Raw genomic sequence first — 23,093 nt, 5'->3', positions numbered from 1 at the left:
CATTTGGCCAGGTAGTAAGGGTGGGCGGGTGGGGGGAAAGCCCGTCCGGCGATTGAGGACGAGCGCGTCAGCGCGATTCGGCGGTGCCCCACCCGGGGTCGAGGGGAACGTCCCCCCGCACCCCGGCCACGGCCTGGCGGACAATCGACTGGAGGCGTTCGTGGTGGGCGCCCCGCCAGTACACGCGGCCGCAGGCCCCACACTCCGCGAACACGTCGTACGCCCCGCGCGTCCCCCCTTCGAGCCGCTCCGCGACCTCCTCCTTGCTGGCCGCCCGCAGGGCTCCGTTGCAGGCGGTGCACCGCGTCCACGGCCGCAGCGGCGGCGCGAACCTTTCGAGGACGTCGCTGAGCTGGTCGTCGGGCCGGTCGCTGTACACGTACGCGCCCGCCCACAGCTCCCGCCGCCGCAGCAGCCCCCGGTCCCGGCTGAGCAGCACTCGCCGCTCGGCGGCGGACTTCGCGGCGAGCGCGGGGTCGCCGATGTCCGTGCTCTCGTACGCCGCGTCCACGCCGAGCAGCCGCAGCCGCCGCGCCAGCGTGCCCAGATGGACGTCGAGGAGGAAGCGCAGCGGCTCCTCGGGGGCCTCGTCGGGCCGCACCCGCTGCGGCCGGGGCACGGCCCGCACCTCGACCCGCTGCCCGGCCGCCGGCACATGCGCGGCCGGCACCTCGCGGCCGTCCACGACGAGCGCCCCGACCTCCGTGAGCGGCACGCCGAGGGACTCCACGACGTGCCCGAGCGTGGACGCGCCGTCGGTGACCGCCGTGGTGGGCCCTTCCCGGCGCTGGTGCGCGACGAAGAGCGCGAGGTCGGGGGCGAAGTCGACGAGGATCTCCGGACCGTTCATCCGGCCAGGATATGGCGGCGGGCCCGCGCGACGGCGTTGATCAGGCCCTGAATCCCGTCGACAGCATGTCCAGGGTGCGGTCCACCAGCTCGGCCAGGTCGTCCTCGTGATCGTGCTCGGCCCAGTACGCCGTCGCTTCGGTGAGCGCGCCGATCAGGGCCATCGAGAACGTCCTGACCTCCAGGTCGTCGGCGTCGCGGCCGGTGCGGTCGGCGATGACGCGGCACAGCATCCGGCCGGTCACGGACATGCTCTCCAGCATCCGTGAGCGCACCGCGGGCACCTCGACCATCAGCTTGGTGCGCAGCCGCGAGACCTCCGGCTCCTCCGTGAAGCCGAGGCCCACGGCCCGGCGCAGCACGTGCCGCAGGGACTCCACGACCGGCTCGTCCGCGGGCCGCGCGCGCAGGTCGTCCTCGAGGAGCGGGTCGTACTCGTCGGTGAGGACGATGTCCTCCTTGGTCGGGAAGTACCGGAACACGGTGGACGGCGAGACCTCCGCCGCCTCCGCGATCTGCTCGACCGTCGTCGCCTCGTACCCCCGCTCGCGGATCAGCCGGTACGTCGCGTCCCGGATCGCGATGCGCGTCTTCAGCTTCTTGCGCTCCCGCAGCCCCATCCCGGCCGCCGGGCCCCCCGGGGACCCGGCCCGGGAGAGCGGGGTGGGGAGGGGCTCGGGGGTGGTGGTGCGTGCGGCCGTCATGGCGTCATTGTCGGACATCCGCGGGGCCGGAGGCCATGTCGGCGGGGTCGGCGCGGCCGGACTCGGAGCGGGGCAGCAGCGCGGCCACCAGCAGCGCGGCCACCAGCGCCGCGATGCCGCTGACCACCAGGACGACGTCCATGCCGTGCACGTACGCGTCGTTGGCGGACTCGACGAGCCCGGGCGCGGCGGCCCGCTCGGCCACCAGGTGCGCGGCCACCACCGAATCGCCCGCCGCCTCGGCCGCGGGGCCCGGCAGGCCGCCGGTGTCGAGCCGGTCCGCGTACACGCCGGACAGGAGCGAGCCGAGCAGCGCGATGCCGATGGCGCTGCCCACCTGACGTACCGTCATCAGCAGTCCGGAGCCCGACCCGGCCCGGTCCACCGGCAGCGCGCCCAGCGCCGCGTCCATGGCCGGCACGACCGCGAAGCCGAAGCCGAGCCCGGCGATCGACAGCCACAGCGCGGTGAAGCCGTAGCCGGAGTCGGCCGTCGTGCGGCTGCCGAGGATCGCGGCGAAGGCCAGGGCCGTCAGGCCCGCGCTGATCAGGGCCGGCGAGCCGAAGCGGCGTACGAGCGGCTCGGTGCCCTTGGCCGCGACCATGAGCCCGCCCATCAGCGGCAGCATCCGCAGCCCGGTGCCGAGGGCGTCGTTGCCGAGGACGGCCTGGAGGTAGGGCGGCAGCACGAACATCAGGCCCGCGAGCACGAACATCACGAGCGTCGCCGCGAGGGTGTTGAGCAGGAAGCCGCGGTGGGCGAGGAGCGACAGGTCGAGCATGGGGCGTACGAGGCGGCGCTCGCGCAGCACCAGCGCGCCGATGAGGACCACGGCGGCGGCAAGCGCGCCGATCACGAGCGGGTCGGACCAGCCCCGGCCGGGGGCTTCGATGATCCCGTAGACGAGGGCGGCGAGGCCGGTCGCGGTGAGCGCGGTGGAGAGGGCGTCGACCTTCGGCGCGGACGGGTCGCGGGTCTCGGGGAGCAGCAGGACGCACGCGGTGATGCCGATGGCGACCATCGGGACGTTGACCAGGAAGATCGAGCCCCACCAGAAGTGGTCGAGCAGGAAGCCGCCGATGATGGGCCCGAGCGGCACGCCGAGCGCGGAGGCGGCCGAGACGATGCCGATCGCCTTGGTGCGTTCGCCGGGACCGAAGAGCGCGGGCAGCACGGCCATCGCGAGCGGCATCACCAGGGCCGCTCCGAGCCCCATGACGGCACGCGCCACGACGACCAGCGCGACGGAGCCGACGAGCGTGCCGATCAGCGAGCCGACGAGGAAGATCCCGAGCCCCACGACCAGCATCCGGCGCCGCCCGAACCGGTCCCCGAGCAGCCCGGCGGGCAGCATCAGCGCCGCGAACACCACGACGTACGCGTCCGCCATCCACTGCTGTTCGCCGGTGCTCGCGTCCAGCTGATCGGCCATCGTCGGCAGCGCGACATTGAGGATCGTCAGGTCGAAGCCGAGCACGAGCATGCTCGCGACGAGGGCGCCGAGCGCCAGCCAGCGGCGGGGGTCCTGCCGTGCGCCGTCCGGCGAGGTGACAGTGGACATGAAATGAGAGTAGCTCTCAAAAGGTGCTCGCTGTCAATATCGACTGAGAGCTCGATGGGGCTTGTTGTTCGGCGGGCGCGGGTTGTTCTGGCGCCAACAAAAAGGGGGCCGCGGCGCAAGCCGCGGCCCCGGAGGGGAGGGGTGAATCATGCGTGTTGGTACGCGACCAGCGAGATCCCCACGTAATGCACAGCGAACGCCGCCAGCGTGAGGGAGTGGAAGACCTCATGGAAGCCGAACCAGCGGGGGGAGGGGTTGGGGCGTTTGAAGCCGTAGACCACGCCGCCCGCGCTGTAGAGGAGGCCGCCGACGATGACCAGGACGAGGACCGCGATGCCGCCCGTGCGCAGGAAGTCGGGCAGGAAGAAGACGGCGGCCCAGCCCATCGCGAGATAGCACGGGGTGTAGAGCCAGCGGGGGGCGCCGACCCAGAAGACGCGGAAGACGATGCCCGCGGCGGCCGCCGCCCAGATGCCCCACATCAGCCACTGGCCCTTGGCGTCCGGCAGGAGCAGCAGGGTCAGGGGCGTATACGTCCCCGCGATGATCAGGAAGATGTTGGCGTGGTCGAGTCTGCGCAGCACTCCGTCCGCGCGCGGACCCCAGTTGCCGCGGTGGTAGAGCGCGCTCACGCCGAACAGCAGGCAGGCCGTGAGGACGTAGATCCCGCAGGCTATGCGGCCGCGCGTGGAGTCCGCGAGGGCGGTCAGGAAGACGCCCGAGATCACTACCGCGGGGAACATGCCCGCGTGTAGCCAGCCGCGCAGCTTGGGTTTCGCCGGATCGGCGGGCGCAGGCGTGGACGCGCGGGCCGCGCCCGGATCCGGGGCGCCTGCGGGGGAGTTCGCGATCGCGTCGGGGACGGGTGCGGTCATGAGCGGCATCGTACCTACGGAACCGTAAGTTAGGTATCAAAGCCGACGCACCTGAAGGTTACAAGTGGCGAGGGTCACGGGTCACGGGTGTGAGCGTGACCGGATGCGGGAAGAGCGAGTGGCAATGCTCACGCCGCTCAGGTGTGAGGCACTCTGGACAGATGCGCAAACGCGTCGGATGATCAAATGAGTGCGGTCGGCACCGGATGAGCGCCCATGAGTTCGAAGCAGTGAAGCATCCGGGTCGCAGCCCCCACGGGGCCCCAACCACAAAAACCCTCGTATAGGAGCAATCGTGGCGCGCGATATCGCGGCTCCCCCGTCAGTGCAGTCCTTGGGGACCGTCCCCACCGACCACCAGGAGCTCGTCTCCTGGGTGAACGAGATCGCCGAACTGACCCAGCCGGACAGTGTGGTCTGGTGTGACGGCTCCGAGGCCGAGTACGAGCGCCTGTGCGAGGAGCTCGTGGCCAAGGGCACCTTCAAGAAGCTGGACCCGATCAAGCGGCCCAACTCCTACTACGCGGCCTCCGACCCGACCGACGTCGCGCGCGTCGAGGACCGCACGTTCATCTGCTCCGAGAAGGAGGCGGACGCCGGGCCCACCAACCACTGGAAGGCCCCCGCGGAGATGCGGGAGATCTTCGCCGGCGAGGGCGGCGAAGACGGTCGGGGCGGGATCTTCCGTGGCTCGATGCGCGGCCGGACCATGTACGTCGTGCCGTTCTGCATGGGCCCGCTCGGCTCGCCGCTGTCCGCGATCGGCGTCGAGATCACCGACTCCGCGTACGTCGCCGTGTCCATGCGCACCATGACCCGCATGGGGCAGCCGGTCCTGGACGAGCTCGGCGAGGACGGCTTCTTCGTGAAGGCCGTGCACACCCTGGGCGCCCCGCTGGAGCCCGGCCAGGCGGACGTCCCCTGGCCCTGCAACTCCACGAAGTACATCTCGCACTTCCCGGAGTCCCGCGAGATCTGGTCGTACGGCTCCGGCTACGGCGGCAACGCCCTGCTCGGCAAGAAGTGCTACGCCCTGCGCATCGCCTCCGTCATGGCGCGCGACGAGGGCTGGCTCGCCGAGCACATGCTGATCCTCAAGCTGACGCCGCCGCAGGGCGAGTCGAAGTACGTCGCCGCGGCCTTCCCCTCTGCCTGCGGCAAGACGAACCTCGCGATGCTGGAGCCCACGATCTCCGGCTGGACCGTCGAGACCATCGGCGACGACATCGCCTGGATGCGGTTCGGCGAGGACGGCCGTCTGTACGCCATCAATCCCGAGGCAGGCTTCTTCGGCGTCGCGCCCGGCACCGGCGAGCACACCAACGCCAACGCGATGAAGACGCTCTGGGGCAACTCGGTCTTCACCAACGTCGCCCTCACCGACGACAACGACATCTGGTGGGAGGGCATGACGGAGGAGCAGCCCAAGCACCTCACAGACTGGAAGGGCAACGACTGGACGCCGGACTCCGAGACCCCGGCCGCCCACCCCAACGCCCGCTTCACCGTCCCGGCGTCCCAGTGCCCGATCATCGCGCCCGAGTGGGAGGACCCCAAGGGCGTGCCGATCTCGGCGATCCTCTTCGGCGGCCGCCGCGCCTCCGCCGTCCCGCTGGTCACCGAGTCCTTCACCTGGAACCACGGCGTCTTCCTCGGCGCGAACGTCGCCTCCGAGAAGACCGCCGCGGCCGAGGGCAAGGTCGGCGAGCTGCGCCGCGACCCGTTCGCGATGCTGCCCTTCTGCGGCTACAACATGGGCGACTACATGGCCCACTGGGTGGACGTCGCCAAGGGCAAGGACCAGTCCAAGCTGCCGAAGATCTACTACGTGAACTGGTTCCGGAAGAACGAGGCCGGGAAGTTCGTCTGGCCCGGGTTCGGTGAGAACAGCCGTGTCCTGAAGTGGATCGTCGACCGGCTCGACGGCCGCGCGGACGGGGTCGAGACCCCCATCGGCGTCCTGCCGACGCCCGAGTCCCTCGACACCGACGGCCTCGAACTGCCCGCCGCCGACCTGGACTTCCTGCTCACGGTCGACAAGGAGGTCTGGCGCGAGGAGGCTGCGCTCGTGCCCGAGCACCTCAACACCTTCGGCGACCACACCCCGAAGGAACTCTGGGACGAATACCACGCCCTGACCGCCCGCCTGGGCTGAGCTCCCGCTTTCCGCTGCGGCGCGGTGGGGGGCACCGCGCCTCCGGCGCGGTTTTTTTCCCACCCGCCCACCCTTACTACCTGCCGGAACAGTCGGGTGGGCCCCCCGGGGGGGGCGCGATGTCAGCCTCCGGGGGGATTCAGCCCGTCCGGCGTTTGAGGACGAGGCCCGGAGGGCCGAAAGAGGGGGGAGAGGGGCGCAGCCCCATAGTGGGGCCCGAGGTCAGAGCTGCGCGGCGCCCACGAAGTGGGCCGCCGCGTGCGCGTCCATGCGCGACGCCGCCAGAATCGCCACCCCCGTGTCCGCACGGGACGCGGCCACCACCAGCGCCCGCCCGGCAAGGGCATGCGCACGCTGGTGCAGCGCGGCAAGATGCGGCTCATGGATGGCGGTGGCGACCGCCGACGAACGGACGGGCGGCACCCCTCCGCGCAGCCGCGCCACCTGCGCGGCAAGCTTCTCGGCGGCCGCGTCCAGACCGGGATCGGCGTCGAGGGCGCGCAGCTCGTCGGTGACGGCGAGCAGCGCCGCGAGGTGACCGGCGAGCTGGATGTCCAGCTCCTCCTCGCGGGAGCGGTGCGGGAAGTCGCCCGGGTCGGCCAGGGCATGGACCGACTTGGTGCGGATCGGCTCGTACATGGGATGGCCTCCAAGCGGGTTGCTTGAAAACCATCCTAGCTTAGATTCTGTCTAAAGTTGAGCGATGCTGAGCGGCGCTGGGCGAAGGTCTACGGCTGGCTGTAGCCGTCCAGGAACGTGCCGATCCGGGTGACGGCCTCCGTCAGATCCGACGCCGTCGGCAGCGTCACGATCCGGAAGTGGTCGGGCTCCGGCCAGTTGAAGCCCGTGCCGTGGACCACCATGATCTTCTCGGCGCGGAGCAGGTCGAGGACGAGCTGCCGGTCGTCCTTGACCTTGAAGACCTTCGGGTCCAAACGCGGGAAGAGATACAGGGAGCCCTTGGGCTTGACGCAGGTCACGCCCGGAATCTGGGTCAGCAGGTCGTACGCCGCGTCGCGCTGTTCGAGCAGCCGCCCGCCCGGCAGGACCAGATCGCCGATGGTCTGCCGCCCGCTGAGCGCGGCGACGACGCCGTGCTGCCCCGGCATGTTCGCGCACAGGCGCATGTTCGCCAGGATCGTCAGGCCCTCGATGTACGAGGAGGCGTGGGCCTTCGGCCCGGAGACCGACATCCAGCCGACGCGGTAGCCGGCCACGCGATACGCCTTCGACATGCCGTTGAAGGTGAGCGTGAGCAGGTCCGGGGCGACGGCGGCGGTCGGCGTGTGCGTCGCGCCGTCGTACAGGATCTTGTCGTAGATCTCGTCCGAGCAGATCAGGAGGTTGTGGCGGCGGGCGATGTCGGTCAGGCCGCGGATCATCGCCTCGTCGTAGACCGCACCGGTGGGGTTGTTCGGGTTGATGATCACGAGCGCCTTGGTGCGGTCGGTGATCTTGCGCTCGATGTCGGTGAGGTCCGGCATCCAGTCCGCCTGCTCGTCGCAGCGGTAGTGCACGGCGGTGCCGCCGGAGAGGGAGACGGCGGCGGTCCACAGCGGGTAGTCGGGCGCCGGGACCAGGACCTCGTCGCCGTCGTCGAGCAGGGCCTGCATGGCCATCACGATCAGCTCGGAGACGCCGTTGCCCATGAAGACGTGCTCGACGTCGGTCTCGATGCCGAGGGTCTGGTTGTGCATCACCACCGCGCGGCGCGCGGCGAGCAGGCCCTTCGCGTCGCCGTACCCGTGCGCCCCGCTGACGTTGCGGAGGATGTCCTCCAGGATCTCCGGCGGGCACTCGAAGCCGAAGGCCGCGGGGTTGCCGGTGTTGAGCTTGAGGATGCGGTGACCTGCTGCTTCCAGCCGCATCGCCTCGTCGAGCACCGGGCCCCGGATCTCGTAACAGACGTTGGCGAGCTTCGTCGACTGGATCACCTGCATGAGCTTGAGCTTATCGGGCGGGGGCGCCTTGAGGCGGGAGAGCTCGGTCACTCCTGCCGTCCGGCGGGTGCGGCTTGTTCTGGGAGTTCCCCGCGCCCCTCTGGGGCGCACTTGGCTGTACGCGGTCTTGTCCCGGCCCGAGGATGCCCCAACAATGCGCATGACAAAACCGAACGACCTTCGGTCACTTAGTCATCCAGAGGGGACCCCCACATGAACAAGCCTCTCGTCGGTGCTGCTCTCGCGACCCTGTTCCTGGGCGCGATGGCGGCACCCGCGGCGGCCGTCAGCAATGACGCACCGGCACTCGACAAGCAGACGGCCACCGCGCAGCCGGCGGCCAAGGCGAAGGCCAAGGCCAAGGCCGTGACCTTCGCCGGCAGCGTGGCGCTCAGCAACTGTTCCGGCTCCGTCGTCCGCGTACCGTCCTCGCAGCCGACCGACCCCGCGCTCGTGATGTCCAACGGGCACTGCCTGGAGACCGGCTTCCCGGCCCCCGGCCAGGTCATCGTCGACCGCGCGTCGACCCGCAGCTTCACGCTCCTGAACGCGAGCGGCGGCAACGCGGGCACCGTGCGCGCCAGCAAGATCGCGTACGGCACGATGACCGACACGGACGTCTCGCTCTACCAGCTCACCAGCACGTACAAGGACATAGAGACCCGCTACGGCATCAAGGCGCTCGAACTCGACTCCGCGCACCCGCAGGCGGGCAAGGCCATCACGGTCGTGTCCGGCTACTGGAAGCGGATGTACAAGTGCAACATCGACGGCTTCGCCTACCAGTTGAAGGAGGGCCGCTGGACCTGGAAGGACTCGGTCCGCTACACCTCCGCATGCCAGACGATCGGCGGTACGTCGGGCTCGCCGGTGGTCGACGACGCGACCGGCAAGGTCGTCGCCGTCAACAACACCGGCAATGAGAACGGCGAGCGCTGCACCGACAACAACCCGTGCGAGGTCGACGAGAACGGCAAGGTGACCGTGCGCGAGGGCATCAACTACGGCCAGCAGACCTACACCATCGTCCCGTGCGTCGGCGCGGGCAACAAGATCGACCTGAACCGTCCGGGCTGCACCCTGCCCAAGCCCTGACCGCGACCCCGATCCCGACCCCTGCGAGGACCGGGGACCGGTTCAAGGACCGGAACTAGGCGGTCCGGCGCACCGCACGTCCCGCGAGGACGTCCGTGCGCCGGCCGTCCTCGATGACCGGCTTGCCGTCGATGAGGACGTGCGGGATGCCGACGGGGAGCGTACGCGGTGCCTCGAAGGTCGAGCCCGCCGCGACCGTGTCCGGGTCGAAGAGGACGAGGTCGGCGCGGTAGCCCTCGCGGACGAGGCCGCGGTCGGGCAGGCGCAGCCGGGCCGCGGGCCGCGAGGTGAGGTGCGCGACGCACTCCTCCAGGGACAGCACCCCCAACTCCCGTACGTACTTGCCCAGATACTGCGGGAACGTGCCGTACGCCCGCGGGTGCGGCTTGAAGCCCTGCAGGATGCCGTCGCTGCCGCCGGTGTGGACGCGGTGGCGCATGATGGCCCGCACGTTCTCCTCATGGCCGACGTGCTGGAGGATCGTCGAGCCGAGCCGGTCGTTGATGAGCAGCCGCCGCGCCGTCACCCACGGCTCCTCGCCGCGCATGTCGGCCGACTGCTTGATGGTCTTGCCCACGCAGGAGGCGAGCCCCGGGTCGGAGACGCCCGAGATCTCGATGGTGTTCCAGTCGATGGGCACGCCGTGGCACCCGTCCGCGCCGACGACCTCCATGTGGTGCCGGATCCGCGCGGCCGTCTCGTCGTCCTGGAGCCGGGACAGAATCGCGTCGGGCCCGCCCTCGCTCGCCCAGCTCGGCAGCATCGCCACGAGCGTCGTGCAGCCGGGCGTGTACGGATACGTGTCGAGGGTGATGTCGGCCCCCGCGGCCAGCGCGTCGTCGAGCAGCGCGAGCAGGTCCGGCGCCTTGCCCTTGTTCACGCCGAAGTTCATGGTGGCGTGGGCGAGATGGAGGGGGCAGTTCGCGGAGCGCGTCAGCTCCACCATCTCCTCGTACGCAGCCAGCGCGCCGGCGCCGTAACTGCGGTGGTGGGGGCAGTAGTAGCCGTCGTACGCCGCCACCACCCGGCACAGCTCGGTGAGTTCGGCGTCCTTGGCGTACATGCCCGGGGTGTACGTCAGCCCCGACGACATGCCTACGGCGCCCTCCTCCATGCCCTCCGCCACCAGCCGCTTCATCCGCTCCAGCTCGGCCGGCGTCGCCTCGCGGTCGTCCCAGCCCACCGCGTACATCCGGACCGTGCCCTGCGGGATCAGGTACGCCGCGTTCACCGGGATGCCGCGGCCGCCGTGCGCCCGGTCCAGGCGGTCCAGGTACTCGCCGACGGTGCGCCAGTCGAAGTCGATGTCGCCGCCGTCGCCGTTCCAGCCCGTGATGGCCTGGCGGACCTGGGCGAGGGTGCGGTCGTCGACCGGAGCGTACGACAGGCCGTCCTGGCCGATGACTTCCAGGGTGACGCCCTGGGCGGCCTTCGCGCTGTGGTCGGGGTCGCGGAGGAGGGCGAGGTCGCTGTGGGCGTGCATGTCGATGAAGCCGGGACTGAGGACGAGTCCGTCGGCCTCGATGGTCCGCGTCCCCGCGGTCCCCGTGCCCCCCGCCGTCCCCGTCGGCCGGGGGCCCTCGCCCTCCCGCCGGATCTCGGCGATGCGGCCGTCTGCTATGCGTACGTCGGCTCTGTACGAGGCGTCGCCGCTGCCGTCGATGACGTGGGCGCCGCGGATGAGTAGGTCCATGGGGGTGCCTCTCTGCGGGTGGTGGGTGGTCCCTGCCGGGGCTCCCCAAGCCCGCCCCTTCCCGAAACCAGGGGCGCTGCGCCCCCTGGACCCCAGCGGGGTGGGGGCTTTGGGTGGGTGGGACAGACCTCTGCCGGGGTGGGGGCTTTGGGTGGGTGGGACAGGCCCCTGCCGGAGTGGGGGTTCCGTGCGGGTGGGACAGGCCGCCGCTGATCGCCGCTTCGCGGCTCGTCCTCAAACGCCGGACGGGCTGGAATGTGCCGTGCGGGCTGGAATGTGCCGTGCGGGCTGAGAGTGTGCGGGGTGGGCGGGAATGTGCCGTGCGGGGTGGGCTGGGATGTTGCTGGGCTGGCTGTTCCGGCAGGTAGTAAGGGCGGGTGGGTGGGGGAGATAGCCCCTCCGGCGTTTGAGGAGCGGGGGTCCGGGGGCGGAGCCCCCGCTTCGGGGAGCCACGCCAGCGGTCAGAAGTAGGTGCGGATGTAGTCCGTGACCGTCCCGTCCGCCTCGACGAGAGGAATGAGCTGCCACTTGTCGAAGGACGTGCAGGGGTGGGAGAGCCCGAGCCCCACCCAGTCCCCGACCTCAACACCGGCGCCCGAGGCGATCCGCAGCCACCCGTGCTGATCGGAAAGCCCGGTCACGACGACCCCGTCGGCAGCCACCTCCGCCCCGTCGTCCGCGCGGCGGACAACCTGCGCGGCCGGCAGATCGAGGTCGTACGCCGCATCCCGCTTCCCGGCGTTGACGAAGGCCTGCTCGGGCGAGGGCCGGGACACGACCTGCGCCCACAACCGGAAGGCGGGACGCAGGGCCCCCTCCTCGGGCACGCGGTTGAAGGGCGTGAGGTGCTTGTAGTGCCCGTCGTCGTGCGAGACGTACGCGCCGGAACGGAGCAACTTCAGGACGGGGAGCGACAGTTGGGGGAGGGCGGCGAACTCGTCGGCCACCGCGTCGAACCACGCGGACCCCCCGGCGCTGACGACGATCTCGTCAACGGCACCGGGAACGTCGCCGGAACCGGCACCGGAAGCGCCACCGGAAGTGGCGCCGGAACCGGATCCGGCACCGGAAGCATCGCCAGCCTTGAACCGCCCCGCCGCGTCGAACTCCGCGGCCAGCGCGGTGAGCCGCCGCAGCCACGCGTGCACCCGCTCGGGTGTGGCGTCCGGCACCTCGCCCTCGTACCCCGCGACCCCGACGAGCCGCAGCGTCCCCACCGCGGCGACCGCGTCGGCGACGGCCGCGCAGTCTGCCTCGGTGCGCGCGCCAGTGCGGGCGCCGTCGCCGGCGGCGAGCTCGACGACGACGTCCACGGGGCGGCGCGCGCCCGCCGAGCGGAGAGCCGCGTCCATCAGTTCCACGCCGCGTACCGAGTCGACGTAGCAGATGAAGCGGAACTCGGGGTCGGAGTCGAGCTCGGCGGCGAGCCAGCGCAGCGCCGCCGCGTCGACGAGCTCGTTGGCCAGGAAGATCCGCTCGATGCCGAACTCCCTTGCCACGCGCACCTGGTGGGGCACCGCGAGGGTGATGCCCCACGCGCCGTGCGAGAGCTGCCGCTCGAAGAGCCGCGGCGCCATCGACGTCTTGCCGTGCGGCGCGAAGGCGAGGGAGTGGCGGGTCGCGTACTCCTCCATGAGCGCCAGGTTGTGCTCCAGGCGCTCGGCGGACAGGGCGAGGACGGGCGTGGTGAAGCCGCCGGTGAAGAGGTTGCGGCGCTCGGCGGCCAGCTCGCCGACCGTCATGCCGTCGGCGTCCGGCGGGAGCCCCTTGAAGCGGTGGTCGATCCGCTCCTCGGCCAGCCGTGCGAGGGCGCTCGCGCGGCGGTCGGCGGGGGCGGGCTTGTCGGCGGCCATGGGCGCCTCCTGGGCTGCTCGGCGTGGCTCCACAACACCCTCCGGCGAGTGCGTTGCAGAATATGCAACGTTCATTGCGTATGTCGCTTACTGCTGTCTAACATCCGAGCCAACGCCGGGTCAACGGATCCGGAGAGCGAGCGAAGCGACCGAGGGGCTGACCCGAACGTGACCCGAGCAGGCGGCGGCGGAGACACGAACTCCCTGGACACCGACGTGGTGGCGCTGGGCGAGTCCATGGTGACCTTCCTGCCGTCGCGCCCGGGGCGGCTCGCCGACGTACCGTCCTTCGAACGCGGCATCGGCGGCGCCGAGTCGAACGTGGCCTGCGCCCTGGCCGCCGCCGGCCACCGCACCCGCTGGATCAGCCGCGTCGGCGCCGACGGCTTCGGCGACCACCTGGTCGAGGCGATCGGGCGGTACGGCGTGGACACCTCCGCCGTCGGCCGCGACCCGCACCGCCCCACCGGCATCTACTTCCGCACCGCCGACGACCGCGGCACCGACACCCACGAGGTCGTCTACTACCGCGCGGGCTCCGCCGCCTCCGCGATGTCGCCCGCGACCATGCCGTACGACGCCCTGTGGTCGGGCCGCGTGCTCCACCTTTCCGGCATCACGCCCGCCCTCTCCGCCGACTGCCTCGCCCTAGTCCGCGACCTGTGCGACCGCAAGCCCGGCCGCCGCTCCCTGGTCTCCTTCGACGTCAACCACCGGCCAGGACTGTGGCGCGACAGCGACAGCGACAGCGACAGCGGCAGCGACAGCGACGGCGATGGAGAGGGCGACAGCGACGGATACGGAGACGGCGGCGACGACGGAGACGGAGACAGCGACGGAGACGGCTACGGCGCCGACGTGCTGCTCGACCTCGCGCGCGGCGCCGACCTGGTCTTCGCCGGCGAGGACGAGGCCGCGACCGCCTGGGGCGTCACCGGCGGCCCGGCCGCGATCCGCGCGGCGCTGCCCGAGCCCGCCGTGCTCGTCGTGAAGCAGGGCGCGCACGGCGCCACGGTCTTCGCCGCCGACCACGCCACCGGCCGCGACACCATCACCTTCGTGCCCGCCCTGCGCGTCGACGTCGTCGCGCCCGTCGGGGCCGGCGACGCCTTCGCCGCCGGGTTCCTCTCCGCGACCCTGCGCGGCCTGTCCGCCGAACGCCGCCTCAGGCACGGCCACCTCATGGCCGCCGCCGCCCTCACCGTCCCCGGCGACCTCGCGACCCCGCCGCCCCGCGACCACGCCGACGCGCTCGCCGCCCTGGACACCCCCGCCTGGGAGAGACTGCGTCTCGGCCCCGGCTGGACCACCGCCGACCCCGCCCGGACGGCCGGCTCCGCCCGGACCACAGCCGCGGCCTCCGAGGAGGTACGTACGTCATGAGCCAGACCGTCGACCGCGCCCTGTCCATCCTGCCGCTGCTCGCCGAGGGCCCCGCCGACCTCGGCCAGGTCGCCGACCGCCTCGGCGTGCACAAGTCCACGGCCCTGCGGCTCCTGCGCACCCTGCACGAACACGGCCTGGTCTTCCGCCAGTCCGACCAGCGCTACCGCCTCGGCGCCCGGCTCTTCGCACTCGCACAGGAAGCCGTCGAGAACCTCGACGTACGCGAGATCGCGCACCCCCACCTCCTCGCGCTCAACGAGAAGTGCGGCCACACCGTCCACCTCGCGGTGTACGAGGAGCAGGAGGTCCTCTACATCGACAAGGTCGAGAGCCGCTATCCGGTGCGGATGTACTCGCGCATCGGCAAGCCGGTCGCCATCACCGTCGCCGCTGTCGCCAAGCTGCTGCTCGCCGACTTCCCCGAGGCCGAGCGGCGCGCTGTCGCGGAGAAGCTCGACTATCCCGCGTACACGTCCCGTTCGACGCCCAACGCCGCCGCCTTCCTCAAGGAACTGGCGCTGGTGCGCGAACAGGGCTGGGCCACCGATCTCGGCGGCCACGAGGAGTCCATCAACTGCGTCGGCGCGCCCATCCGGGGCGCGGACGGCCGGGTGGTCGCCGCCATGTCGGTGTCCGCGCCGAACGTCGTCGTCACGGCCGAGGAACTCCTCACCCTGCTCCCGGCGGTGCGCCGCACCGCGGAAGCGATCAGCCGGGAGTACTCCGGCAAGGCCCCCATCAAGGAAGAAAGCTGAGAAGGCTCATGAGCGAGAAGACCGCGATCACCCCGGCCACCCACACCGCCCCGCCCGCGAAGTTCTCGCACGGCGTCAAGAAGGGCAACATCCTTCAGGTCGCGGGCCAGGTCGGCTTCCTCCCTGCGGTCGAGGGCCAGGCCCCGACTCCCGCGGGCCCGACCCTGCGCGAGCAGACCCTTCAGACCCTCGCCAACGTCAAGGCCATCCTCGAAGAGGGCGGCGCCAGTTGGGACGACGTGATGATGCTGCGCGTCTACCTCACGGACGTCGACCACTTCGCGGAGATGAACCAGATCTACAACGCGTACTTCGAGGAGCAGCAGCTCACGGCTCCGCCCGCCGCCCGCACCACGGTGTACGTCGGCCTGCCCAAGGGCCTGCTCATCGAGATCGACGCGCTGGCCGTACTCGGCTGACGGTCGCTACCTCCCCCTCCACGCGCAAGCCGCACGTCGTCACGGCGCGGCGCCCACACCCCCGGGGCGCCGCGCCGCGATCCCCCCTGCCCAGGCAGACCTGCCCAGAAAGCCCCATGCACTTACTGCACTTACGAGTACGAGGTCAACGATGTCCCCGTCCCCCTCCGCGACCCTCGCGGCCACCGCCCCACCACCAGAGGTCCCGCCCCACACCGGCGGCCTGATGGCCCTGATCGACGGCACGGCGGGCCTGCTGACCGTCGCGGCCCTCGGCATCCTCCTGCTCCTCTTCCTGATCATCAAAGTCAGGCTGCAGCCGTTCGTCGCGCTGCTCGCGGTCTCCATAGCCGTCGGCCTGGCGGCGGGCCTCTCCGTCACCGAACTCTTCGGCACCGTCCAGAAGTCGGACGCGGTCTCGCTCATCGAGTCGGGCATGGGCGGCATCCTCGGCCATGTGGCGATCATCATCGGCCTCGGCACGATGCTCGGCGCGATCCTCGAGGTCTCGGGCGGCGCGGAAGTCCTGGCCTCCCGCCTCCTGGGCCTGTTCGGCGAGAAGCGCGCGCCACTGGCCATGGGCCTGACGGGCCTGATCTTCGGCGTCCCCGTCTTCTTCGACGTGGGCATCTTCGTCCTCGCGCCGATCGTGTACGCGGCGGCCAAGCGCAGCGGCAAGTCGATCCTGCTCTACTGCCTGCCGCTCCTGGCCGGCCTGTCGATGACCCACGCGTTCCTGCCGCCGCACCCCGGCCCGGTGGCCGCGGCGGGTCTGCTGAAGGTCGACCTCGGCTGGGTCATCCTCATGGGCATCGTCTGCGGCATCCCGGCCGTCCTCGCCGCGTGGGTCTTCTCGGCCTGGATCGGCAAGCGCATCTTCGTCGCCGTGCCGCAGGACATGGTCGAGGCGGCGGCGGAGGCGAAGGCGGCGGTGGCCGCCGAGCAGCGGGCGGCGGGCCGTGAGCCCCAGGAGAAGCCGGTCCCGCTCGCCACGGTGTTCCTGATCATCGGCACGCCCCTGGTCCTGATCCTCCTGGCAACGTTCTCCTCGATCGCCTTCGACCCGTCGACCGCGCGCAGCGTGATCGAATTCTTCGGCAACCCCTTCGTGGCGCTCACGATCGCCCTGATGATGGCGTACTACCTGCTCGGCATCCGCCGCGGCTGGTCCCGCAAGTCCCTGGAAACGGTGTCGACTTCGTCCCTGAAGCCCGTCGGCAACATCCTCCTGGTGGTCGGCGCGGGCGGCATCTTCGGCGCGGTCCTCAAGGGCAGCGGCGTCGCCCAGGCCCTCTCCGACACCTTCCACGACGTGGGCCTGCCCATCATCGTCCTGGCGTACCTGATCTCCCTGGTCCTGCGCGTGGCCCAGGGCTCGGCGACGGTCGCGATCGTCACGACCGCGGGCATCGTCGCCCCCCTCCTCGCCGAGGGCGACTACTCCAACGCCTTCACGGCCCTGGTCATCATGGCCATCTCCGCGGGCTCCATCTTCGCCTCCCACGTCAACGACGGCGGCTTCTGGATGGTCGCCAAGTACTTCGGCATCTCGGAACGCGACACCCTCAAGACCTGGACGGTCCTGGAGTCGGTCCTCTCGGTGGCGGGGTTCGCGGTGGCGGCGGTGGTGAGTCTGTTCGTCTAGCCGTCCATCCGGTGCCGTACCTCCAGTATCTGGCGGTACGCGAAGGGGGCGCCCGGCGATCCGGCCGCGCGCCCCCTTCACGTACCGCCTACTGGAAGGTGCCCCAACTCCCTCTAGTACGGCTGCTTCTTGCTGATCGCGCGGGCCACGCCGTAGGCGCCGCCCATGGCCACGGCCAGGCCTGCGAGGGCGATGCCGCCGTTGAGGCGCTTCCACCAGAACTTGTGCGGAGCCATGGGCTCGTTGTCCAGCATCGCTTCCAGCAGGTCGGTGCCGCCGACGTCGAGCAGGGTGAACACGTAGCCGTTGGCGACGCCGAGGTACGCGCCGAGCCCGGCGAGGACGGCGGCCCAGACGTGCGGTCCGGCGCCGCGGCCGCCCGTGCGGCCGGTCACCATGCCCACGCCCACCGCGAGCGCCCCGGCACAGACCAGATAGCCGGCCTGGAGCCCCACCCGTGAGAGGTCCTCGTGGCTGGCGAGCAGCAGGCCCGCGTAGGCCAGTCCGAGGCCTGCCGAGACGAGCAGGGACAGGAAGAAGGCCTTGCCCGGCCGCGCGCCGCCGCCGGGGGGCGGGAAGCCGGGTGCGTAGGGGTAGCCGCCGGGCTGCATCGGCTGCTGGGGAGGGTAGGGGCCCATGGGCTGACCTGGGGCCATCGGCTGACCCGGGCCCGGATAGCCGTATCCCGGCTGCTGCTGATGCGGTGGTGCGGGCGGCTGGACGGGCTGGCCGTACTGGTTGTACTGCGGTGGCTGTGGCTGCCAGGGCTGGCTCATGAGTCCCCCGATGGTGGATGTGTTCCCGGCACATGAGTGCGTGAGCGGTCAAGGTACCAAGGGGTCCGGGCTGTTATGGGGCCCGAGACGGAGAGCGGCCTTGTTCCGTCGGGGCGAGCTACAGGACGGACACGGGAGCACAACGGGCCTGCTACGGGCGTGCTTCGGGCGTGCTTCAGGTGCGAACGCCGACGGATTTCCGGGAGCGATCGGATAGCCTGCCCGGGGCTCTCCGCCTTTCAAGCATTCGTTCGCACCGTCCACTCCGCGTGAACTGTGGGCTCTGTGTGAACTGTCGGAAAAATTCAGTACTCGGGGGATCAGTACATGCGTGTTCGTCGCGCCGTCGGCGCTGCCACTCTCGCTCTCACCGCCGTCGCCGTGCTCGCCGGCTGCACCGACGACCCGGAGGACAAGGCCTTCGGAGGCGGTGACGCACCCGCGCCGCCGACCATGCCGACCCTGCCGAATCCTTCGCTCTCGCCGAGGCCCAGCGGACTGCCCGACGCCCCGGGCACCTCGTCGGGCGGCTCCGGTGGCTCCAGTGGCTCCGGCGGGCTGAGCTCCGGTGGTTCCAGTGGCTCGGGCGGGCTCACCTCCGGTGGCGGCAGCGGCGGCCGTCCGACGTACAACCCGAGCGCCATCGGCGAGGTGATCGGCCAGAACTGCCGCTACGAGCGCAGCACCGGGCGGATCACCTATGACGTCGACATCCAGAACTCCTCCACCGACCAGGCCTTCCGGTACTCCTTCTCGGTGGCGTTCAAGGTCGGCCAGTCCCCCACCTCCGCGGTCGCGAGCAGGACCATCGCCTACCAGCCCAACACGGTGACCGTCTCCTCGGGCGGCGACCGGACCGTCAAGATGCACGCCTCGTACCGCACCAACGACCGGCTCGTCTACTCCTGCCAGGTGACCTCGGCTCGCAAGTCCCCGGCGACGTCGTAGAGGGGGGCGCCCCGTTGCCGTCGCTGCGGGGCGATCTGTCCACGTACGCGACGGTGTCAGCCGCGCGGCTGGTCCCCGTACAACGGGAAGCGGTCCGTCGCGACGTGGAAGCCGAGGGGCTGGGGGAGGGGCACGGTCTCGCCGTACTTGCCGCGTACCGCGTCCTGGTATGCGCCGTTCCCGGGACGTGTGTGCAGTGCCCAAGTGCCGTGCCGGGGGTCGATGACCAGAAGGGCCCTCACTCCGGAGACGGCGTACCAGTCATTCCTGTCGGCGATCTCCCTGGACTTCTCCGACTGGGAGATGACCTCGACGGCGAGTTCCACGTCCTGCGGATCGAGCAGCCAGTCTTCCGAGGCGAGGAAGGCCTCGGGGCACACGAGGAGGTCCGGCGTCACGTAGTCGTCGGGGTCGTCGGCAGCGGGATGGACGCCATCTCCACCGCCACCAACTCGGGCGGCAGCTGCGGCCGGACCGACTCCTCCAGTCGGTAGATCACGCCCGCGTGCTTCCCACGCGGAGTCGGTGACACGTGGCCGAGGGGGCCGCTGAAACCGGGCGGGAGCTGAGGGCTGGAGTCCCAGACGGACACACGTACACGTGACGGCTCGGCCGAGCGGAGGCGAAGGGCGTAGGGGCCCTCCGTGTGGAGGTGGGCGTTGTTCAGCATCTCGGCGGCCACCAGCTCGATGGTCGGGGAGAGTTCGGCGAGGCCGTACGTCGCGAGGACGGTGCGGAGGGTGGCGCGGGCGATGCCGGGGGCGCGGGGGTCGTGGGGGGTACTTCCGGGCGGGTGGCCTAGGGACACACCAGGGTCAACGCAAAGAAGCTTTGCGGAATCCTGAGAAAATCGGTGTCAATTCCCTCGTGTGGGTGAGGGCTCCAACTGGCCCCGTACAAGGAGAAGTTGAATGGCAGCGAGGCCATCGCCGACAGCCCGACGCATCCGCGTCGCCACTGAGCTGCGCAAGCTTCGCGAGCGCTCGGGGATAACGGCATCGGAGGCGGCGCAGCAACTGGGTACGAGCTCCGGCCAGCTCAGCAACGTCGAGTCGGGCCGGTTCGGCGTGAGCGCGGACCGCGTCCGAGCCATGGCTCGCATCTACTCGTGTCTGGATCAGCCGTACGTCGACGCCCTCGTGGGCATGGCCACGGAAAAGGCGCACGGGTGGTGGGAGACGTATCGCGAGGTGCTTCCGTGCGGGTTGCGGTATTTGGCAGAACTGGAGCACCACGCCGCGGCGGTGCGTACCGCCTACACCTCCCACATCGCAGGGCTGTTGCAGACACCGGACCATGCCCGAGAGATCTTCCGTCATGCGATCCCGGAACCGACGCCACCAGAGGTCGAGCACTGGGTGTCGCATCGCATCAAGCGGCAGGGCGTCATCTACCGGGACGATCCGGTCCCGTACCGGACGGTCATGCACGAAGCGGCCCTGCGCATGACGGTCGGCGGCCGGAAGGTGGCACGCGCCCAGTTGCAGCACTTGATCGAGATGGGCGAACGCGAGCACATCTCCGTCCGCGTCCTGACGTTCGACGTCGGCGCCTTCCCCGGATCGGGCCAGAACATCAACTACCTGACGGGTGCCGTGCCGCAGTTGGACACAGTGCAGCTCGACCAGTTCCACGGACCTGTACTGCTCGACTCCGAGGCCCACTTGGAGAGCTACCGCCGACTCCTTGACGTCGTGGAAGCCACCGCTCTCAGTCCAGAGGCGTCACGGGACTTGATCCGCTCCATCGCCCAAGAACTGTGAAGGGAACAATCATGCCCACGTACGAATGGCAGAAGTCGTCCTATTGCCAGTCGGGCGACGCCTGCGTACACGTCGCCGAAACCCGCACCGGAACGACCCCCCACGAGGTCCATCTGACCGAAAGCGCCGACCCCACCGGGGCGATACTCACCGCGCGGCACGCTGCCTTCGCAGCGCTGCTGCGCTCTCTCAAGTAGGGGAACTGGTCAGCCACGTTGAGCCCAAGCCACACCGACCGGCGAAAGGGCCGGGCTTTGTCTCAAAGGGGCCGGTCGTGGGTGTGCGGGCGGCCGTACACAGAGCTTCGCATGGACCCATGGGGACGACTCCATTGGCTACGGCATCGTGCGCCCCCGGGTCGCCCTGCAGAAGCCCGGCGATCCGGGCCCGGCAGACGAATACCCCCTGCCGGACCTCAAACAGTCCGCGCCCACGTCGCCCGCTGGATCGCCCGCACCCGGCTCGGCAGCGCCGGACGAGGAACAGCCCTCAGCCCCAGGAACCGCTGCCGACGGCAACGGCGGCGGAATGGGGGCGCCGCGCAACAGCCCAGATCGGTAGGGGCGTTGGCGCCGCCGGACTGATCGGCGGGGCGATCCCTCCGGCGGCGGCAGGGGGAGAAGTCCGCAGTGTCGTACAGGGTCGTCCCCGTGGATCGAACGCGGCCGCCGCCTCCCCGGCCGATGGACCCTTGCCGGTACACCGTCCGTGACGGTCCTCGGCCGTACTCACTCGCCGAGGGCATAGGCGGGTTACCGACCCAGGTGATCTTCCACTGCTCCTCCAGGGCACGGACCTCGTGGCTGTCCGCTGCCAGGCGCATCGTGACCCGCAGCTTGAGGCTCAGTTGGCGCCTGACGAAGAAGTCCCGCCATGCGGGCTCCATCAGCCGCCACTCCGCGACCAGGACTGTTCGATCGGGTTCGCCCTCGCGTACGACCCACGGGATATCCGGCCTGTTCAGGCCGAGCAGCGCGGCTCGGACGTCCTCGGCAGGACGCGGCCTGATGTTGCCGCTGGGGCGTTTCGTGCCGGTCAGTTTGTCGAAGAGCCTCATCGGATCATTGTCCGGGGACCATCGTCGCGGTGTCAGCGTGACAGGGCGCCCGCCACGGACTGACACGGCGAGAGTTGCCGTACGAACGGGACGCCCCTCGCCGTGCCCCAAACCGATTGCCGTCAACTACCCGAGCAGTACTGCTGCTCCTTCCCAATAGACCGATACATGCAGTCCGAGTTCTCCAGAAGCTGCAGCACCGCGTCCCGGTTCCGGGACGTCTCACGCTCGATGACCTCGTCGGGCGGGTAGAACCCGCCGCCACCCGAGCGCGGGTACATCTCGAAGGTGTAGCTGAAGATCTTCTGGTCGCCCCAGAGCCAGTCGTCGATGGAGCCGTCGGTGATGTAGAGGTCGCTGGCCTGCTCGGGGGTGTAGCCGTTGCTCGCGGCCATCTTCTGGCCGACGGCGGCGTGGGCGTCGCGGTCGTCCTGGGTGAGGCCGGGGGCGGTGTCGGCGTAGGTGTAGCCGTACGGCCACAGGATCAGTTCGCTGTACGTGTGGAAGTCGATCGCGGTCTTGATCTGCTGCTTGCCGCCGACGACCCGGCTGCGTACGAAGTCCGCGACGACCTTGACCTCGGGGGCCGACTCGGCGCGCGGGCCGCGGTAGGTCTCGGAGCCCGTGGAGCCGGACGAGCCGCCGCAGCAGCCCCACTTGTAGGCCCAGTTGCGGTTCATGTCGGTGCCGACGTTGGCCGATCCGGAGTTGGGCTGGCGGTTCTTGCGCCAGCTCCGGTAGGCGCCGGTGGCGATGTCGTACTCGCCGCCGTCGGGGTTCATGTCGGGCACGATCCAGATCTCGCGCGAGTCGAGCATCTTCTTGATGCGGGCGTCGGAGGAATAGCCCGCGCCGAGTTCGCGCAGCAGGTACAGGGCCATCTCCACCGTCAGGTGCTCGCGCGCGTGCTGGTGGTGGGTGAAGAGGACCTCGGGCTCGTTCTCGTCCGTGCCGACGTTGTCGCTGATCTTGATGGCGACGATGTCGCGGCCCTGGTACGACTTGCCGATCACGCGCTTGGACATGAGGCTCGGGTACTGCTGGAGCCGCTGGTCGATCTCCGCGGTCATCTCCGCGTAGTTGTGGTAGCGGGAGTCGGCGGGCGGGAAGTCCCGCACCTCGGCGCGCTTGCCGTCGGTACGGGCGGGCGGCGCGGGCAGTGCCTTCAGTGTGTAGCCGAGCGCGCGCAGCTTCTTGGCCTGGGCGGCGTCCGCGGTGACGACGACCGCGTGGTCGCCGGCCTCGTCGATGGACACGCCGGTGGCGGCGACCGCCGTGCGCGCGGCGGGGGTCGAGGGACCCGGTATGGAGTACTGGCGGACGTCCTCGTCGGCCGCGGTGGCGGCCGCTGCCCGGTCCGCGGCCTTCTTGGCCGAGGGCGACGAGGTGTCGGACGCGGTGGCGCTGATGGGCGCCGCGACCGCGAGGGCGAGCACGGCCGCGAGGGCCGCTGATCTCTTTCCGCGGATGCGAAGTCGCATGAATGCTCCTGTGGGGGTGGGGGGTGGTGCATTGCGACGCATATGAGGTGCGGGTGGCGCGTGCGCACGGGTGCCGGGTGGGCATGGCCGTGCGGGCCCATGGTCGCGGCGTGGCATGTTCGGGTCAATGGTCCCTTT

The 23,093-nt window shown here is 70.5% G+C and carries 21 protein-coding genes; 9 read left to right on the top strand and 12 right to left on the bottom strand.

What is annotated here, in order from left to right:
* Nucleotides 1-67: 67 nt before the first annotated feature.
* From AC0KTA_RS13560 to trhA, 4 genes are all read right to left on the bottom strand, one after another.
* Complete coding sequence (locus AC0KTA_RS13560; RefSeq protein ID WP_481055381.1) at nucleotides 68-850, bottom strand: Mut7-C RNAse domain-containing protein; 783 nt, start codon at nucleotides 848-850, stop codon at nucleotides 68-70.
* A gap of 40 nt (nucleotides 851-890) precedes the next feature.
* Nucleotides 891-1,553: a TetR/AcrR family transcriptional regulator gene (locus tag AC0KTA_RS13555; RefSeq protein WP_481055380.1), complete on the bottom strand. Its 663-nt coding sequence runs from the start codon at nucleotides 1,551-1,553 to the stop codon at nucleotides 891-893.
* A 4-nt stretch (nucleotides 1,554-1,557) separates the two neighbouring features.
* Complete coding sequence (locus AC0KTA_RS13550) at nucleotides 1,558-3,114, bottom strand: MFS transporter (RefSeq protein WP_481055379.1); 1,557 nt, start codon at nucleotides 3,112-3,114, stop codon at nucleotides 1,558-1,560.
* A gap of 146 nt (nucleotides 3,115-3,260) precedes the next feature.
* Nucleotides 3,261-3,989 carry a PAQR family membrane homeostasis protein TrhA gene (gene trhA / locus AC0KTA_RS13545; protein WP_481055378.1) on the bottom strand — a complete coding sequence of 243 codons (729 nt, stop codon included), beginning with the start codon at nucleotides 3,987-3,989 and terminating at the stop codon, nucleotides 3,261-3,263.
* Between the two features lie 295 nt (nucleotides 3,990-4,284).
* Between trhA and AC0KTA_RS13540 the strand changes: the two genes are divergently transcribed.
* Nucleotides 4,285-6,144: a phosphoenolpyruvate carboxykinase (GTP) gene (locus tag AC0KTA_RS13540; RefSeq protein WP_481055377.1), complete on the top strand. Its 1,860-nt coding sequence runs from the start codon at nucleotides 4,285-4,287 to the stop codon at nucleotides 6,142-6,144.
* Nucleotides 6,145-6,366: 222 nt separating this feature from the next.
* Here AC0KTA_RS13540 and AC0KTA_RS13535 read toward each other — a convergent pair whose 3' ends face one another.
* Together AC0KTA_RS13535 and AC0KTA_RS13530 are read right to left on the bottom strand one after the other, a co-directional pair.
* Nucleotides 6,367-6,783, bottom strand: coding sequence for an SCO4983 family protein (locus AC0KTA_RS13535; protein WP_481055376.1), 417 nt, complete (start codon nucleotides 6,781-6,783; stop codon nucleotides 6,367-6,369).
* 89 nt (nucleotides 6,784-6,872) lie between these two features.
* Nucleotides 6,873-8,084 carry a pyridoxal phosphate-dependent aminotransferase gene (locus AC0KTA_RS13530; RefSeq protein ID WP_481055375.1) on the bottom strand — a complete coding sequence of 404 codons (1,212 nt, stop codon included), beginning with the start codon at nucleotides 8,082-8,084 and terminating at the stop codon, nucleotides 6,873-6,875.
* Between the two features lie 213 nt (nucleotides 8,085-8,297).
* Between AC0KTA_RS13530 and AC0KTA_RS13525 the strand changes: the two genes are divergently transcribed.
* The gene (locus AC0KTA_RS13525) at nucleotides 8,298-9,179 is read left to right on the top strand and encodes a S1 family peptidase (RefSeq protein ID WP_481055374.1); all 882 of its coding nucleotides are present in this window, start codon (nucleotides 8,298-8,300) and stop codon (nucleotides 9,177-9,179) included.
* Between the two features lie 55 nt (nucleotides 9,180-9,234).
* Here the strand turns inward: AC0KTA_RS13525 and AC0KTA_RS13520 are convergent, their stop codons facing one another.
* Complete coding sequence (locus AC0KTA_RS13520) at nucleotides 9,235-10,872, bottom strand: N-acyl-D-amino-acid deacylase family protein (protein WP_481055373.1); 1,638 nt, start codon at nucleotides 10,870-10,872, stop codon at nucleotides 9,235-9,237.
* A gap of 461 nt (nucleotides 10,873-11,333) precedes the next feature.
* Nucleotides 11,334-12,725 carry an alanine racemase gene (locus tag AC0KTA_RS13515; protein WP_481055372.1) on the bottom strand — a complete coding sequence of 464 codons (1,392 nt, stop codon included), beginning with the start codon at nucleotides 12,723-12,725 and terminating at the stop codon, nucleotides 11,334-11,336.
* Between the two features lie 168 nt (nucleotides 12,726-12,893).
* Between AC0KTA_RS13515 and AC0KTA_RS13510 the strand changes: the two genes are divergently transcribed.
* The 4 genes from AC0KTA_RS13510 (at nucleotide 12,894) to AC0KTA_RS13495 (ending at nucleotide 16,930) form a co-directional block, all read left to right on the top strand.
* On the top strand, nucleotides 12,894-14,108 hold the full coding sequence (locus AC0KTA_RS13510) for a sugar kinase (protein ID WP_481055371.1): 1,215 nt from the start codon (nucleotides 12,894-12,896) through the stop codon (nucleotides 14,106-14,108).
* On the top strand, nucleotides 14,105-14,866 hold the full coding sequence (locus AC0KTA_RS13505; RefSeq protein ID WP_481055370.1) for an IclR family transcriptional regulator: 762 nt from the start codon (nucleotides 14,105-14,107) through the stop codon (nucleotides 14,864-14,866). The genes AC0KTA_RS13510 and AC0KTA_RS13505 overlap by 4 nt, the downstream gene beginning before the upstream one ends.
* An 8-nt stretch (nucleotides 14,867-14,874) precedes the next feature.
* A complete protein-coding gene (locus AC0KTA_RS13500) occupies nucleotides 14,875-15,285 on the top strand; it encodes a RidA family protein (protein ID WP_481055369.1) in 411 nt (136 codons plus the stop codon).
* Nucleotides 15,286-15,436: 151 nt separating this feature from the next.
* Nucleotides 15,437-16,930 (top strand): GntP family permease, encoded by a 1,494-nt coding sequence (locus AC0KTA_RS13495; protein ID WP_481055368.1) that lies wholly within the window; start codon nucleotides 15,437-15,439, stop codon nucleotides 16,928-16,930.
* A gap of 113 nt (nucleotides 16,931-17,043) precedes the next feature.
* Here AC0KTA_RS13495 and AC0KTA_RS13490 read toward each other — a convergent pair whose 3' ends face one another.
* Complete coding sequence (locus tag AC0KTA_RS13490) at nucleotides 17,044-17,706, bottom strand: hypothetical protein (RefSeq protein WP_481055367.1); 663 nt, start codon at nucleotides 17,704-17,706, stop codon at nucleotides 17,044-17,046.
* A gap of 327 nt (nucleotides 17,707-18,033) precedes the next feature.
* Here AC0KTA_RS13490 and AC0KTA_RS13485 point away from each other — a divergent pair, with 327 nt between their 5' ends.
* Nucleotides 18,034-18,654 carry a hypothetical protein gene (locus tag AC0KTA_RS13485; protein WP_481055366.1) on the top strand — a complete coding sequence of 207 codons (621 nt, stop codon included), beginning with the start codon at nucleotides 18,034-18,036 and terminating at the stop codon, nucleotides 18,652-18,654.
* Nucleotides 18,655-18,710: 56 nt separating this feature from the next.
* Here AC0KTA_RS13485 and AC0KTA_RS13480 read toward each other — a convergent pair whose 3' ends face one another.
* Nucleotides 18,711-19,052 carry a Uma2 family endonuclease gene (locus AC0KTA_RS13480; RefSeq protein WP_481055365.1) on the bottom strand — a complete coding sequence of 114 codons (342 nt, stop codon included), beginning with the start codon at nucleotides 19,050-19,052 and terminating at the stop codon, nucleotides 18,711-18,713.
* On the bottom strand, nucleotides 19,049-19,462 hold the full coding sequence (locus tag AC0KTA_RS13475; RefSeq protein ID WP_481055364.1) for an ATP-binding protein: 414 nt from the start codon (nucleotides 19,460-19,462) through the stop codon (nucleotides 19,049-19,051). Before AC0KTA_RS13475 ends, AC0KTA_RS13480 begins: the two co-directional genes overlap by 4 nt.
* Before the next feature lie 103 nt (nucleotides 19,463-19,565).
* Here AC0KTA_RS13475 and AC0KTA_RS13470 point away from each other — a divergent pair, with 103 nt between their 5' ends.
* On the top strand, nucleotides 19,566-20,417 hold the full coding sequence (locus tag AC0KTA_RS13470; protein ID WP_481055363.1) for a helix-turn-helix domain-containing protein: 852 nt from the start codon (nucleotides 19,566-19,568) through the stop codon (nucleotides 20,415-20,417).
* Between the two features lie 11 nt (nucleotides 20,418-20,428).
* Entirely contained in the window at nucleotides 20,429-20,614 is a 186-nt protein-coding gene (locus tag AC0KTA_RS13465; protein WP_481055362.1) for a DUF397 domain-containing protein, read from the top strand.
* A gap of 982 nt (nucleotides 20,615-21,596) precedes the next feature.
* Here AC0KTA_RS13465 and AC0KTA_RS13460 read toward each other — a convergent pair.
* Nucleotides 21,597-22,955 (bottom strand): M14 family metallopeptidase, encoded by a 1,359-nt coding sequence (locus tag AC0KTA_RS13460; RefSeq protein WP_481055361.1) that lies wholly within the window; start codon nucleotides 22,953-22,955, stop codon nucleotides 21,597-21,599.
* Nucleotides 22,956-23,093: the final 138 nt, after the last annotated feature.

The sequence above is a fragment of the Streptomyces sp. Y309 genome, from assembly GCF_056712025.1.
Note: the sequence above shows the minus strand (reverse complement) of the source record. Positions and strands in the feature narration are given on the sequence as shown.